The 14,297-nt window shown below is 62.3% G+C and carries 12 protein-coding genes; 2 read left to right on the forward strand and 10 right to left on the reverse strand.

Going from position 1 to position 14,297, the window contains the following annotated elements:
- Positions 1-60: 60 nt before the first annotated feature.
- The 6 genes from AC3ZU9_RS24760 to AC3ZU9_RS24785 form a co-directional block, all read right to left on the reverse strand.
- Complete coding sequence (locus AC3ZU9_RS24760) at positions 61-1,554, reverse strand: sensor domain-containing diguanylate cyclase (RefSeq protein ID WP_093542144.1); 1,494 nt, start codon at positions 1,552-1,554, stop codon at positions 61-63.
- Positions 1,555-1,639: 85 nt separating this feature from the next.
- Positions 1,640-2,962, reverse strand: a complete 1,323-nt coding sequence (locus tag AC3ZU9_RS24765; protein ID WP_490091475.1) for an OprD family porin — start codon at positions 2,960-2,962, stop codon at positions 1,640-1,642.
- A 412-nt stretch (positions 2,963-3,374) separates the two neighbouring features.
- A complete protein-coding gene (locus AC3ZU9_RS24770) occupies positions 3,375-4,739 on the reverse strand; it encodes a heavy metal sensor histidine kinase (RefSeq protein WP_490091476.1) in 1,365 nt (454 codons plus the stop codon).
- Complete coding sequence (locus AC3ZU9_RS24775; RefSeq protein ID WP_012722306.1) at positions 4,729-5,421, reverse strand: heavy metal response regulator transcription factor; 693 nt, start codon at positions 5,419-5,421, stop codon at positions 4,729-4,731. Before AC3ZU9_RS24775 ends, AC3ZU9_RS24770 begins: the two co-directional genes overlap by 11 nt.
- Before the next feature lie 26 nt (positions 5,422-5,447).
- On the reverse strand, positions 5,448-8,543 hold the full coding sequence (locus AC3ZU9_RS24780) for a multidrug efflux RND transporter permease subunit (RefSeq protein ID WP_490091477.1): 3,096 nt from the start codon (positions 8,541-8,543) through the stop codon (positions 5,448-5,450).
- Positions 8,540-9,706 carry an efflux RND transporter periplasmic adaptor subunit gene (locus AC3ZU9_RS24785; RefSeq protein WP_046034343.1) on the reverse strand — a complete coding sequence of 389 codons (1,167 nt, stop codon included), beginning with the start codon at positions 9,704-9,706 and terminating at the stop codon, positions 8,540-8,542. Before AC3ZU9_RS24785 ends, AC3ZU9_RS24780 begins: the two co-directional genes overlap by 4 nt.
- A gap of 214 nt (positions 9,707-9,920) precedes the next feature.
- On the opposite strand from AC3ZU9_RS24785, the gene AC3ZU9_RS24790 reads away from it, so the two are divergent.
- Both AC3ZU9_RS24790 and AC3ZU9_RS24795 read left to right on the forward strand, forming a co-directional pair.
- Entirely contained in the window at positions 9,921-10,154 is a 234-nt protein-coding gene (locus AC3ZU9_RS24790) for a hypothetical protein (protein ID WP_012722309.1), read from the forward strand.
- A 164-nt stretch (positions 10,155-10,318) separates the two neighbouring features.
- Complete coding sequence (locus AC3ZU9_RS24795) at positions 10,319-11,089, forward strand: ABC transporter substrate-binding protein (RefSeq protein ID WP_046034344.1); 771 nt, start codon at positions 10,319-10,321, stop codon at positions 11,087-11,089.
- Positions 11,090-11,123: 34 nt separating this feature from the next.
- Here AC3ZU9_RS24795 and AC3ZU9_RS24800 read toward each other — a convergent pair whose 3' ends face one another.
- The 4 genes from AC3ZU9_RS24800 to AC3ZU9_RS24815 all read right to left on the reverse strand — a co-directional run.
- Positions 11,124-11,867: a YkgJ family cysteine cluster protein gene (locus AC3ZU9_RS24800; RefSeq protein ID WP_012722311.1), complete on the reverse strand. Its 744-nt coding sequence runs from the start codon at positions 11,865-11,867 to the stop codon at positions 11,124-11,126.
- Between the two features lie 108 nt (positions 11,868-11,975).
- A complete protein-coding gene (locus AC3ZU9_RS24805) occupies positions 11,976-12,458 on the reverse strand; it encodes a GNAT family N-acetyltransferase (protein WP_012722312.1) in 483 nt (160 codons plus the stop codon).
- 3 nt (positions 12,459-12,461) lie between these two features.
- Positions 12,462-13,364, reverse strand: coding sequence for a chemotaxis protein CheV (locus tag AC3ZU9_RS24810; RefSeq protein WP_012722313.1), 903 nt, complete (start codon positions 13,362-13,364; stop codon positions 12,462-12,464).
- Positions 13,365-13,572: 208 nt separating this feature from the next.
- The coding region (locus tag AC3ZU9_RS24815; protein ID WP_490091478.1) for a 2-hydroxyacid dehydrogenase at positions 13,573-14,297 on the reverse strand (725 nt) is incomplete at its 5' end.

A 14,297-nucleotide genomic window follows, 5' to 3' on the forward strand; every position in this document is an offset into this window, starting at 1 on the left:
TTGACGGCGTGCGGGGCGCGGCGTTCGTGATGCGATGCACTTACCTGGCAGGCGCAGGTGTTACAGGGTGCTGGCATCCACAATCCGATTACGCCCTGTGTGCTTGGCCTCGTACAACGCTTGGTCCGCACTCAACAGTAACGCCTCCAGCGATAGGCGACTGCGTTTATCCCAGGTGCTCATGCCGATGCTCACCGTAATCGGCCGCTCGCTCCCCGTTACCCGCGGCAAGTGTTCGACAGCGCTGCGGATATGTTCGGCAATCACCCATGCGCCCCGGGTATCGGTCAAGGGAAGCACCACCGCAAACTCCTCACCGCCATAGCGTGCCGCCAGGTCGGCAGGGCGGCGGATGTTGGCGCCGATGACCTGCGCCACCGTACGCAGCGCCTCATCACCGCCCTGATGGCCATGGCGGTCGTTGAAGGCCTTGAAGTGGTCCACGTCGATCATCAACACCGTCAGGGGGTCAGTTGAGCGCTGAGCGCGGTCCCACTCCAGGCGTAGGCGTTCATCCAGCACGCGCCGGTTGGCCAGGCCGGTCAGCGCGTCGGTGGCTGCCAGTTCTGACAGGACGCGTTCAGCGCGAAAACGACGCCGCAGTTCCCGGCGCAGCATCCAGGTCAACCACAACAAACCCATACACAGAAAACCGGTGGCGCCACTGGTCAGCAGTGCGGCGCGTTTCCAGGGAGCGAACACGTCCTCGCTGGACAGTGCCACTACCACGATCAGCGGCAGTTCTCCGACAGTCGTGAAGGTGTACAAGCGCTCCTTGCCGCTGATGGCTGAGATGGCCTGGAAGCTGCCGATGCCCTCATGCAGCATTCTCTTGAAATTGGGCCGCGTGCTCAGGTCCTTGTCGATCATGTCGCGTTCAAGCAGTGGCTGCTGCGCCAGCAGAATGCCTTTTTTGTTCAGCAGGTTAACGCTGCTGCCGTTGCCGATCGTGAGGGTGTTGAAGAGCTGGTCGAAATACGCCAGGCGCATCGTCGCGACCGCGACCCCGGCGAATTCGCCATTGGGTCCCGACACCCGGCGACTGAATGCCATGCGCCAGACCTGGTCGCAGTCGCAATGGATCTTGAACGGGCGGCTGATAAACAGGCCGACGTTCGCGTCCTGGGTATGCGCCTGGAAATAATCGCGATTGGAAAAATTACGGGCTGAAGGCCGCAGCGTGGAGGAGTCCGCGATCACATTGCCATTGGCGTCCAGCAACAGGACTTCGCCCTTGAAGGGCGCCGCTGTGGATAAGTCAAACTGGACCAAGTGCTGGATATTGGCGGCGACTTGCGATAAGTCCTCGCGCTGGGTGGCTGCAATCAATCCATTGAGCGCCAAGTCGTACAGCTCGACGTTACGCAGCACATCGGCATTGATCAGTTGGGCAATGTTGGTGGTTGAGCGGGTAGCGGCCTGCAGGGTGCTGGCGTGTTCGCGGATCAGTAACGCCGCGACAATGATCACAATCAGAACAACAGTGAGGCCACTGCCCAGAATCAACAGGAGCTCGGGGTGTGCAGGTGCGGTACGAACACGGCGTTGACTCATCGGGCAGACTTCAGCGGTGTGGATGCTGGCAGTTTAGTTCTACCCGATGAAAATTAAATGGGTGGTTAAAAAGAAAGATTACGCCTTAAAACACGTTGATCGGATAGTCGACGATCACCCGGTACTCATCCACGTCCCGATCCACCGCCGAGTAGCCGTTGCTGCCGCGGTTGACCGCCCATTGCAGGCGCACCGCCAGGTCTTTGGCCTTGCCCCCCTGTACCACGTATTTCAGGTCGATATCCCGCTCCCAATGCTTGGCGTCCTTGCCTTCGGCGCTGTACCAGGCGCTGTAGCCACGGCTTTGCGGGTCGACCTTGGTCAGGTCGGTCTTGCCGCTGATATAGGACACCGCCGAGGTCAGGCCGGGCAGGCCTAAACCGCCGAAGTTATAGGCGTACTTGAGTTTCCACGAACGCTCATTGGGGCCGTTGAAGTCCGAATATTGCTGGGAGTTGTCCAGGTACACGCTGTCACCTTGCGCGATGTAGTCGAACGGCGTGTTGCCGTTGACCCGCTGGTACGCGGCGGTGACGCTGTGGTGGCCGACGTCCACGGTGAAGTGCAGGCTGTAGGTGTTGTTGTCGATATCACCCAGCAGCGACTGCCCGGTGTCCTGGGTGTGGTAGTAGTGCAGACCGGGGTTGAGACTGATCATCTCGTTGACCACATAGGTGTAGTCCAGGTCGTAGTAGTACTGGTTCCACACGTCCTTGAGCTCGGAGGCATAGAGGTTGCTGGTCAACCCGTCGATACCGCTGAACGACACACCGGCCCAGTTCATATGCTGGCTGTCAGCTGTGTTGGGCAGCGCGCCGTAGCTGGTGCCGATACGACGGTGGCCGCTCTGGTTGTAGAGCTTGGTGAAGCTGGCTTGGCCGCCTTCGAACATCCAGCCGTCGAGGCTGTGGTTGGTCAGGCTCACGCCACGGAAGGTCTGCGGCAACATGCGGGTCGCGCCGCCGGCGATCACCGGGTTATTGAGGAACAGGTCGCCGGCCCTCAACTCGGTATCGAACGCGCGCATTTTCAAGGTGCCGCCCGCCGTCGAGAACGAGCCGGGCGCCTTACCGTTGCCGCTGCCGTACGGAAGGATGCTGGAACCGTCTGTGCCGCCACCGCCATCGAGCTTGAGGCCGAGCATGGCATGGGCGTCCAGGCCGAAACCGACGGTGCCCTGGGTGTAGCCGGATTCGAAGAGGCCGATGAAACCCTGGCCCCATTCCTTGCTGTCATCGGTGTGGATGTCGCGACGGTCGCGGTTCATGTAGTAGTTACGGGTGTTGATCTTGAGGTGGGCGCCTTCGACGAAACCGTCGGCGGGGGTGGTGTCTGCCGCGTGGGCAAGAGGGACGATCGTTGCTGCAATCGCGAGGAATAACGGGGTGAACGTCAGCGAGTTCTTCACCGGTGTAGCTCCTTTGGTCAAACGGAAACGGCCAATGTCGTGGGGGGATGCCTGGCCTTTTTTACGGCAAAAAAAAGCCGCTGAAGTCAGCGGCTTTAAGACAGATTCCCAGTGTAGAGCCCTGGAAATAAGTCGAGGGAAATTCGGGTAAGCGGGAGGCTGCCTTTGCCGTCGCGCTCATCGATGCGTCAACTTAACGCAGGCGAGCGGTACGGTACAGAGTGTAACAAGATAATGACTGTTGCCCAAACCGCAACAGTTGGGACGGCGGCCTCGATGACGGGTGCACTGCGATCCCAGTGTGGGCGGGGGCTTGCTCCCGATGACGGTGTGTCAGTCACCGATGTTCTGGCTGATCTATCGCTATCGGGAGCAAGCCACCTCCCACAGTGGGTCGTGGTGGTTTCAGGAATTAGGTTGGCAGGGTGATGCCAAAGGTATTGCCACGACTGTCGCTGCGCACGAACACATCACCGCCGTGCATCAAGGCAATTGCCTTGACGATGGCCAGCCCCAGGCCATGGTTGGCGCCGCTGTTGCTGCGCGACGCGTCCACCCGATAAAAGCGCTCGAACAGGCGCGGCAGGTGTTCGCTGGCAATCACATCGCCGGGGTTGGTCACACCGACTGCCACCTGATGTTCCTGCACTTCGATGTTCACCACGATGACTTGCCCCGGCTCGGTGTGCTGCACCGCGTTGCTCAGCAGGTTGATCAGCGCACGGCGCAGGTGGGCCTTTTCGATCTGCACCTGGGCATCGCCATGCACCTGTACCTGCACCTGGGCGTCTTCGAGGATGAAGTCCAGGTAGTCGAGGGTGGTCGCCACTTCGTCGGCCAGGGAGCTTTCGATCAGTTTGGTGGCCTTGCTGCCCTGGTCGGCGCTGGCGAGGAACAGCATATCGTTGATGATCGAACGCAGGCGCTCCAGCTCTTCGAGGTTCGATTGCAGCACCTCGAAGTAATGCTCGGCCGAGCGCCCGCGGGTCAGCGCGACCTGGGTCTGGCCGATGAGATTGGTCAGCGGCGAACGCAGTTCGTGGGCCACGTCGGCGTTGAAGGATTCCAGGCGCGAATAGGCCTGCTCCACGCGGTCGAGGGTGGCGTTGAACGAGTTGACGAACTGGTTCAACTCCGGTGGCAGCGGCGACAGCTGCAGGCGCCCGGAGAGTTTCGGCGGGGCGAGTTTGCGGGCTTCCTCCGACAGCTTGATCAGCGGCTTGAGACCGATGCGCGCCACCCAGAACCCCAGCAGCGAGGCCAGCACCACGCCCACCAGTGCCAGGCTGATCAACGCCACCAACAGATGGTGCTGGGTGGCGCGGAAGTTCTCAGTGTCGATGGCGATCATAAAGCGCAGCGGCGGGCGTTGATCCTTGGCCGGGAACTGGCTCACCAGTGCCTTGAACGGATGTTTGTAGCCCGGCAGATGCAAGTCGCGCTTGCCGGTTTGTCCTTCGGCGAAGGCGCGGATCTGCGCATCGGGCTCTCCGTATTCGTAGGTCGGGTCGCTGCTCACCACCCAGAAACGAATGCGCTTGTCTTCCTCACCTAACAGCTTGAGCTTGGCCTTGATCTTCTGCCAATGGTCCGGTGTGCCGAAGCGATTCACCGAGGATTCGAGCACGCTGTAACGGGCATCCAACTCGGCCCCCGGCAACAAGCCCAGGCCCCGGTCCACCTGCTGATACAACACGCCGCCGATCAACAGGAAGATCAGCAGCGCCACCAGGGTGAACATGCCGCTCAGGCGCAGGGCAATTGAGTTAGCCACCACTTGGAGTCTCCACCAGGCGACTCTCCAGCACATACCCCATGCCACGGATGGTGTGCAGCAGTTTCTGTTCGAATGGCCCGTCGAGCTTGGCGCGCAGGCGCTTGATCGCGACTTCCACCACGTTGGCGTCGCTGTCGAAGTTGATGTCCCAGACCATTTCCGCAATCGCGGTCTTGGACAGGATCTCGCCCTGGCGCCGCGCCAACACGCTGAGCAGCGAGAACTCCTTGGCGGTGAGGTCCAGGCGCACGCCATTACGGCTGGCCTTGCGGCTGATCAGGTCGATCCACAAATCGGCGACCGTCACCTGCACCGGCTCATGACCGCCGCTGCGGCGGGTCAGGGCCTGCAGGCGTGCCACCAGCTCCAGGAAGGAAAACGGCTTGCCCAGGTAATCGTCGGCGCCTTCGCGCAAACCACGGATACGGTCTTCGACGCGCTCGCGGGCGGTGAGCATGATCACCGGCGTCTGCTTGCGCGCACGCAAGGCGCGCAGTACGCCAAAGCCATCGAGGCCGGGCAGCATCACGTCGAGCACGATCACCGCGTAATCGTTTTCCAGGGCCAGGTGCAGGCCTTCGACGCCTTCACGGGCCACATCGACCGTATAGCCTTGCTCCGTCAGGCCGCGATGCAGGTAGTCTGCGGTTTTTTCTTCATCTTCAATAATCAGGACGCGCATGAGCCTTTTTGCTCCAGGGCCGGGCCTCAATCTGTGGTTGCCAACGCAGGCGTCGGTGTGGGCCGGTGGAAAAACTTCTCCAGGTACAAGTATATGACCGGCGTAGTGAACAGCGTCAGCGCCTGGCTCACCAGCAGTCCGCCGACGACCGCGATACCCAGCGGCTGGCGCATTTCCGCGCCGGGGCCGGCGCCGAGCATCAGCGGCACGGCGCCGAGCAGGGCGGCGAGGGTGGTCATGATGATCGGCCGGAACCGCGTGACGCAGGCTTCATAGATCGCATCCTCCGGCGACAGGCCCCTGACGCGCTGGGCGTCCAGGGCAAAGTCGATCATCAGGATGCCGTTCTTCTTGACGATCCCGATCAGCAGCACCAGGCCGATCAGCGCCATGATTGAAAAGTCCTGGCCCATCAGCGACAGCATGATCAGTGCGCCCAACCCAGCAGATGGCAAGGTGGAAATGATCGTCAGCGGGTGCACAAAACTCTCATACAGCACACCGAGGATGATGTAGACCGCCACCAGCGCCGCCAAGATCAGCCACGGCTGGCTGGCCAACGAACTCTGGAACGCCTGGGCCGCGCCCTGGAAGTTGCCGATGATGGTGGTGGGCATGCCGATTTCGTTCTTGGCCTGGTTGAGCATGATCACCGCATCGCCCAGCGCCACGCCGGGCGCCAGGTTGAACGACAGGTTGGCCGCCGGGAACATGCCGTCATGGCTGATGGACAAGGGCCCTACCGTCGGTGGATCGACCTTGGCCAGTGCCGACAGCGGCACCATCTCGTTGGTCAGCGGCGAACGCAGGTAGAAGTAATTCAGGCTTTCGGCTTTGCCGCGTTGTTGAGTGTCCAGTTCCAGCACCACCTGGTACTGGTTGATCTCGGTCTGGAATTCGTTGATCTGCCGTTGGCCGAAGGCGTCGTACAGCGCCTGGTCGACATCGGTGGCGGTCAGGCCGAAACGTGCGGCGGCCTGACGGTCGATGCTGATGTGGGTGATGCTGCCGCCCAGTTGCAGGTCGTTGGACAGGTCGCGAAACGCCGGGTTGGCGCGCAGTTTTTCGGTGAGGCGCTGGGTCCAGGTGTTCAGCGTCGGGCCGTCGTTGCTCTTGAGCACGTATTGGTACTGGGCGCGGCTGGGGCCGGAACTCAAGTTGATGTCCTGGCCGGCGCGCAGGTACAGCACGATGCCCGGCACCTTGGCCAGTTTCGGCCGGATGCGGTCGATAAACTGGCTGGCGGACACATCGCGATCACCGCGATCCTTCAGCGCGATCCAGAAGCGGCCGTTGGCGATGGTCTGGTTGCTGCCGGTCACGCCCACCGAGTGAGAAAACGCTTGCACCGCCGGGTCGTCCTTGACGATCTCGGCCAGCGCCTTGTGCTTGGCGACCATGTCGGGGTACGACACATCGGCCGCCGCTTCGCTGGTGCCGAGCACAAAACCGGTGTCTTGCACCGGGAAGAAACCCTTGGGGATGAACACGTAGCCAACCACGGCCAGGGCCAGGGTCACCAGGAAGATCGCCGCCATGCTGCGTTGATGGGCCAGGGCACGGCGCAGGTTGCGCGCGTAACCGGCCAGCAGGCGCTCGCTGAAGCCGGGTTTGTCGTGGGCGGTGTGGGTCGGCGCACGCATGAAGAGCGCGGCCAATGTCGGTGCCAGCGTCAGCGAGACCACCACCGAAATCAGGATGGTCGAGGTGGCGGTCAGCGCAAATTCCTTGAACAAGCGCCCGACCACACCCCCCATGAACAGCAGCGGGATAAACGCCGCCACCAGCGAGAAGCTGATGGACACCACGGTAAAACCAATCTCGCCGGCGCCCTTGATCGCCGCTTCGCGTTGGCCCAGCCCGGCTTCCAAGTGACGGTGAATGTTCTCCACCACAACGATCGCATCGTCCACCACAAACCCTACGGAGATCACGATCGCCACCAGGGTCAGGTTGTTCAGGCTGAAACCCATCAGGTACATCAGGGCAAAGCTGGCCGCCAGTGACACACCGAGCACGCTGGACACAATCAGCGTCGCCGACAACTGGCGCAGGAACAGCGCCATCACCGCCACCACCAGCAGGATCGCGATCAGCAGGGTCACTTCGACTTCATGCAGCGATGCGCGAATGGTCTTGGTGCGGTCGGTCAACACGCTGACCTGCACCGAGGCCGGCAGCATGCCTTGCAGGCGCGGCAGCTCGGCTTGAATACGGTCCACGGTCTCGACGATATTCGCGCCGGGCTGGCGCGAGATCACCAGGTTGACCCCCGGCGTGTCGCCGGACCAGGCCTGCACGTAGGCGTTTTCCGAACCGTTGATGACCTTGGCGATATCGCGCAGTTGAACCGGCGCGCCATCCTTGTAGGACACAATCAACTGCGCGTAATCCTCGGGGAGGAACAACTGGTCGTTGGTCGACAGGGTCGACACGCTGTTTTCGCCGTAGATCGCGCCCTTGGCCAGGTTGAGGCTCGATTGCTGGATGGCCAGGCGGATATCGGCCAGGGTCAAGCCGATGGCAGCCAGTTTGTCGGGGGAGGCCTGTACGCGGATCGCCGGGCGTTGTTGGCCGGTGATGTTGATCTGGCCGACGCCGTCGATCTGGCTGATCTGCCGGGCCAGCAGGGTTTCCACGTAGTCGCTCAGCTCGGTACTGGGCATGCTGTCGGAACTGACGCTGAGGATCAGCACCGGGCTGTCCGCCGGGTTGACCTTCTTCCAGGTCGGCAGGCTCGGCATATCGCTGGGCAGCTTGCCGGACGCAGTATTGATCGCCGCCTGCACTTCTTGCGCGGCGGTGTCGATGCTCTTGTTGAGGGTAAATTGCAGGGTCAGGAGGCTGGAGCCCAAGGCGCTGCTGGAGGTCATCTGGGTCATGCCGGGGATGGCGCTGAATTGCACCTCCAACGGCGTGGCCACGGATGAGGCCATGGTGTCCGGGCTGGCGCCGGGCAGGGTGGCGCTGACCTGGATCGTCGGAAATTCCGCTTCCGGCAGTGGGGCGATGGCCAGGCGCGGGAAGGCAATCATCCCGAGCAGCACCAGGGCGAAGGTCAGCAGCAGGGTGGCGACCGGGTGGTCGACGCACCAGGCCGACGGCGAGCGGCTGCCGCTCATGGCTGCACCTTGGCGTCGACGGTCTGGATCACCTGCGGCGGCTCCTTGAGCACCTCCACCTGGGCCCCGGCCTTGAGCCGCGACTGGCCGTCACTGACCAGCACATCGCCGGCCTGCACACCCTTGATGATGTTCACGTCGCTGTCTTGGTAGGTGACCTGCACCGGCACCACGTCGACCTTGTCACCGTTGACCCGGTACACAAAGTGCGAATCCAGGCCGCGTTGCACCACCGTCGACGGCACCACCAGCGCGTTTTTGTCGAGGGCGGTCTGAATCTTGATGGTCACCAATTGCCCCGGCCACAGGCGTTGCGAGGCGTTGCTGAATTCAGCCTTGGCACGCAGGGTGCCGGTGGTGGAACTGATCTGGTTGTCGATCAGGCTCAAGTGGCCTTCGCCGAGCAGGTCGCCGGTCTGGCCGTCGGTGTCGGCGCCCATATAGGCATCGACGCTGGCCTTTGTGGGCGCCGCGATCAGGCCTTGCAGGGTGGGCAGCATCTGCTGCGGCAGGGAGAACTCGACGGCAATCGGGTCGATCTGGGTGACCGAGAACAGGCCCTGGGTATCGCTGGTGCGCAGGAAGTTACCTTCGTCCACGGTGCGAATACCCACGCGACCGCTGACCGGCGAGCGAATCTGGGTGTAGGACAGTTGCACTTGAGCCGAATCGATCGCGGCCTGGTTGCCTTGGACGGTGGCCTTGAGCTGGTTGACCAGGGCTTGTTGCTGGTCATAGGTCTGCTTGGACACGCCATCGTCGACGCTCAACGCCTTGTAGCGCTTGAGGTTGACCAGCGCCACCTGCAACTGGGCCTGGCTCTCGCCCAGTTGCGCCTTGGCCTGGTCGAGGCTGGCACGGATCGAACGGTCATCGATGCTCGCCAGCAGGTCGCCGGCCTTGACCCGTTGGCCTTCCTTGACCAGCAATTGGGTGAGAATGCCGTCCACTTGCGGGCGTATGACCACGCTGTGCAAGGACAACACGGTGCCGATCCCACTGACAAAACGCGGAACATCCTGCTGCGCCACGCTCACCACCCGCACCGGAATCGCAGTGGGCGCCGCCAGTTTGCTCTTGGCCGGGCGGGTCAATGCCCAGGCTGCAATCGCCAACACCACGAGGACACCCACGATCAGGGCGGTTTTTCGTTGAATTTGCATGGGGTGAGGCGCCAGGGCAAAGGATTGGAGGAAAGTGGAGCCTTTATAGCCCGTCAACCCGGTCAGCAAAGTGACTGCTAACTGACAGCGCTGTCAGTAAAGGTCGACCATTCGTACAGGCGGTGGTTAAAGATCCAAGGCGGGCAGGTATACTGCGCGCCAGCGAGGCCCGCAAGCCGGTCCCGCGTCATTTTTTGCACGCTCCGGAGCTTTCATGACTTCCCCGACACAACCCCCTGTTGAAGCGACCGACCTCGTCGATCCGGCCAGCGCCGACGGCGTTGAAAAAACCGAGATCCCGGCGTTCAAGTTTCCCTTCAAGCCGGGTGAACTGGCCGGGGCCAAAAATGCCGCCCAGCCCTGGTACAAGAACGGCGCCAAGAACGGCCATACCAAGAGCCCGGGCATGGCGCCACCGGGAACTCGCCGTTCCATGGGTAAACGTTAAGAATAATCGGCTGTAATATTTGCAGGATGTTGCCTACAGCGTCCGTTGATATTTCTGCTTGTGGGCCTGCGATCGTTTCTTGAAAGCTTGCACAGCTTGCGCTCTGCTCCGATTTTTTACCGGGGCGGAGTCAAGGGCGCTCTTTCCGGAAAAGGACGTTTCCTGTGGCCCCGATACACCTCTGTGTAGCGCTTGTCCTGTTGCTCGCGGTCGATGCCGTTGCTGGCATTGATCAACCTCGGCGCGAAATCCGCTTTGCCGTTGCCGCGCACTTTCCCCCCTTCCAGAGCCGCAACCCGCAAGGGCAGTTGGTCGGTCTGAATATCGAGCTGGGCAACGCCCTTTGCCAGCAACTGAATGTGCGCTGTACCTGGGTCGACCAGGTGCTGGTCGAAAACTTCAAAGACCTTGATGCCCTGCAATTCGATGCAATCATCGGCATTGCCCCCACGCCTCAGCGTCAGCGCTGGGTGAGCTTCACCGATAACCTCTATCCCTTCACCACGCGCCTGGTCGCGCGCCGATCCTCCGGGCTGATGCCGACGCCAGCGTCGCTCAAGGGCAAGCGCGTCGGCGTATTGCTGGGGAGTAATCGCGAAGCCTTTGCCCGGTCGCAATGGGCGCCCAAGGGCGTGATCATCAAGCGCTTCTGGCTCAACGACGAACTGGTCCGCAGCCTGGTGGCAGGCGACATCGATGCGACCCTGCAGGGCACCGTGGAAATCCGCGACGCGTTGCTCGACACCCCGGCGGGCCAGGATTTCGACTTCCTCGGCCCCGCCGTTTCCGCCGAGTTGCTGGGCCACGGCGTGGCAATCGGGCTGCGCACCACCGATACGGCGTTGCGTGCCGAACTTAACCGCGCCCTCGAACAGCTTAAACACAATGGTGAGTACCAGCGGATCCTTGCGCCTTATCGTCTGGAGGTGCCGTGATGGCTCGATGTGCTCGCGAAGCGGCCAGTCAGCCCTACGCCGCCCGCAGAGGGATAAACGCATAGTTGGCCGGCACCTCGGTCGCAATCTGCGCCCCGGCATCCAGCACCTGTTCGGCAATGTCCATCCCCGATACATGGAACACCCACTCATTGGCCACGGACGGTTGAGCCAGCGCCAGCTCAATCGCCTGGGCAAACAGGCCCATGTCCGGCAGGTAAGCGGTAAACCCATCACCCTTGAGCGCCGTGGTGCGAATGCCCAGCAGGGCGCACACCGCCTCTTTGGTCTGCACGTCATCGCGGTCGGCCTGGCGTGAGCGTTGGATCAACTGCGCCAATTCCTGGTCCATCAACTCACCGCCGACGATCAGCGCCGGGCCCTGCTCCCAGGATTCCGGCGGGCAATCCTTGGCGGCGGGGTTCAGCGGGATATGCGGGTTGATCTCCATCGGGTAGATGCGGCACACCAACGGCCGACGCTCATAGATGCGGCACAGGTTGTCTTCGTCAAGATTCCGGCAGCGTCCGGCGTTGTAGGCGGCAAAGGTGATTGCCACAAACGCTTCGGTAGTGCCACTGGGCACGACCACCGAACGGCGTTCGGCATGTTCGCGTTGCTGCTCGGGCAGGCCCAGGCCATTGCCCAGGAAACCCTCCGCCAGAACGATGACATTGCCGCCGTCCGCCGCCCACTGGCGGGCCTCGTCGAGGGTCAGGGGCACGTGATGGTCGGTGCAGCATTTGCCGCAACCGACGCAGGAAAATCGAGTATTCATGGCGGATCTGTCACCAGGCTAGGTCAGAGGGCACGCAGGAACAGTGACGGGTTTTTACCTCTGTTCACCGTTTCAGCTCTCTGGAAGCAAGTTATACGCCAGTGCCTGTCAGCCCTCGGGCACTGCATCGCGCAGGACAAATCGCATGCCCGCGCTTTCATACAACTGCCGGGCACGCAGGTTGCTCTCCCGCACCTTAAGGTCCACATAGGGCTCGCCGCGCTGCTTGAACGCCTGGAAGCTGTGCAGCAGCAACGCGCGGCCCAATCCCTGGCCCTGGGCGCAGGGGTGAACGCAGAGGTGCTTGATGAAGGCGCTGGTCCAGCACTGCGCCACGGCGAGAACGCCTTCGTCGTTGCTCGCTACCAGGCACAGTGTGGGGTCGAACTCGGCATCGGTGGTGAACCGCTGCTGCCAGGTTTCCAGGTTGGGCACACGACCGCCGCCCTGGTCCTGAGCGAGGCGCAACACGGCATGAATCGCCGGGGCCAGGTCGTCGCGGTAATGATCCAACTGCGTACCGGCCGGCCACTGGGGGGCGGGCAGGCTGCCGGTGAGGTCGCGGCGCAACAGCTGGTAATACTCGGTCACCGGTTACAGGCCTTTCTGTGCCACGGTCTGGGCGGCGATCACCAGGCACTTGGTCAGCTCAGGCGACGAGAATTTGGTCAGTACCGAGTCGGCACCCGCCAGTCGTGCCTTTTCGCTGTTCATCGCGCTGTCCAAGGAGGTGTGCAGCAACACATAAAGGTGCTGGAAGTCGGGGGTTTCGCGCAAGGTGCGGGTGAGGGCGTAGCCGTCCATTTCCGACATCTCGATGTCCGACACCACCACGTTGATCTGCTCGGCGGTGCCTTGCAGTTCCAGCAGCACGTCGATGGCTTCCTTGGCGCTGCGCGCGGTGTGGCAGGTGAGGCCGAGGTTGCGCAGGGTGTGCACGGACTGTTGCAGGGCGACCTGGCTGTCGTCCACCACCAGGATGCGCGCGTTGCCGAGCACTTCGGCCTCTTCCATGGTCAGGTCGGTCGGCGCCGCTTCAATCGGTGCCGGCGCGATGCCGTGGATGACTTTTTCGATATCCAGCACCTGCACCAGGCCGCCTTCTACCTGGGTGACCCCGGTAATAAACGCGCGGTTACCGCCGGAGCCATAGGGCGGCGGGCGGATGTCGGTGGTCAGGCAATGCACGATCTTGCTCACCGCCTGCACATGCAAACCCTGCTTGGAGCGGCTCACATCGGTGACGATCAGGCAGCCGCCGTCCGGGTCTGCCAGCGGCATTTCCCCCAGGGCGCGGCTCAGGTCGATCACCGCCAGCGAGTTACCGCGCAGGGTGGCGATGCCTTTGACGTGCGGGTGGGACTCCGGCAGCTTGGTCAGCGGCGGGCATGGGATGATTTCGCTGACTTTCAGCAGGTTGATCGCCATCAGCTTGCCACTGCGCAAGGTAAAGAGCAGAAGCGAGAGTGAGTCTGCGCGGGCTTTGGTGGTGGACATAAAAACCTTCTGTGGATCAGGGATGACGATCTATAGAGGGTTATCGACTTGGGGAGGCCAGGCTTTAACCGGATTTTGTGTCGGGATGGGTGTGTGTGGGAGCTGGCTTGCCTGCGATGCAGGCACCTCGGTCTTTCAGTTGCACCGGGGTGATGCTATCGCAGGCAAGCCGGCTCCCACACAAGCCCCATTCCAAAAGGGGTATGGGTCAGCCCTTCCACACCTGCGGGTTCACCAGGTCCTGCGGACGCTGGCCCAGCAGCGCGCTGCGCAGGTTGTCGAGGGCGCGGTTGGCCATGGCTTCACGGGTTTCGTGGGTGGCCGAGCCGATGTGCGGCAGGGTCACGGCGTTGCTCAGCTGGAACAGCGGTGACTCGGCCAACGGCTCCTGTTCATACACATCCAGCCCCGCGCCACGGATGCGCTGGCTTTGCAGGGCGTCGATCAGCGCCGGTTCGTCGACCACCGGGCCACGAGAAATGTTGATCAGGATCGCGCTGGACTTCATCAGCCCCAGCTCGCGGGCGCTGATCAGGTGACGGGTCTTGTCGCTCAACGGCACCACCAGGCAGACGAAATCCGCCTCGGCCAGCAGTTCATCCAGGCTACGCAATTGCGCGCCCAGTTCCTGCTCCAGCGCCGGCTTGCGGCTGTTGCCGCTGTAGAGGATCGGCATATTGAAACCCAACCGTCCACGTCGGGCCACGGCCGCGCCGATGTTGCCCATGCCGACGATGCCCAGCGTCTTGCCATGCACATCGCAACCGAACAACGGCGCGCCGACGCTGGCTTTCCACTGGCCGGCTTTGGTCCAGGCGTCCAGCTCGGCCACACGGCGTGCGCTGCTCATCAGCAGGGCAAAGGCCAGGTCGGCGGTGCTTTCGGTGAGGACGTCGGGGGTGTTGGTGAGCATGATCCCGCGTTCGTTGAAGT

This window comes from Pseudomonas sp. A39, from assembly GCF_058145955.1.

What these genes read in the sequence shown, in the direction of transcription:
- AC3ZU9_RS24760 (WP_093542144.1), bottom strand. Translation starts at nt 1,554, where the DNA reads ATGAGTCAACGCCGTGTTCGTACCGCACCTGCACACCCCGAGCTCCTG.
- AC3ZU9_RS24775 (WP_012722306.1), bottom strand. Translation starts at nt 5,421, where the DNA reads ATGCGCGTCCTGATTATTGAAGATGAAGAAAAAACCGCAGACTACCTG.
- AC3ZU9_RS24780 (WP_490091477.1), bottom strand. Translation starts at nt 8,543, where the DNA reads ATGAGCGGCAGCCGCTCGCCGTCGGCCTGGTGCGTCGACCACCCGGTC.
- AC3ZU9_RS24785 (WP_046034343.1), bottom strand. Translation starts at nt 9,706, where the DNA reads ATGCAAATTCAACGAAAAACCGCCCTGATCGTGGGTGTCCTCGTGGTG.
- AC3ZU9_RS24790 (WP_012722309.1), top strand. Translation starts at nt 9,921, where the DNA reads ATGACTTCCCCGACACAACCCCCTGTTGAAGCGACCGACCTCGTCGAT.
- AC3ZU9_RS24800 (WP_012722311.1), bottom strand. Translation starts at nt 11,867, where the DNA reads ATGAATACTCGATTTTCCTGCGTCGGTTGCGGCAAATGCTGCACCGAC.
- AC3ZU9_RS24810 (WP_012722313.1), bottom strand. Translation starts at nt 13,364, where the DNA reads ATGTCCACCACCAAAGCCCGCGCAGACTCACTCTCGCTTCTGCTCTTT.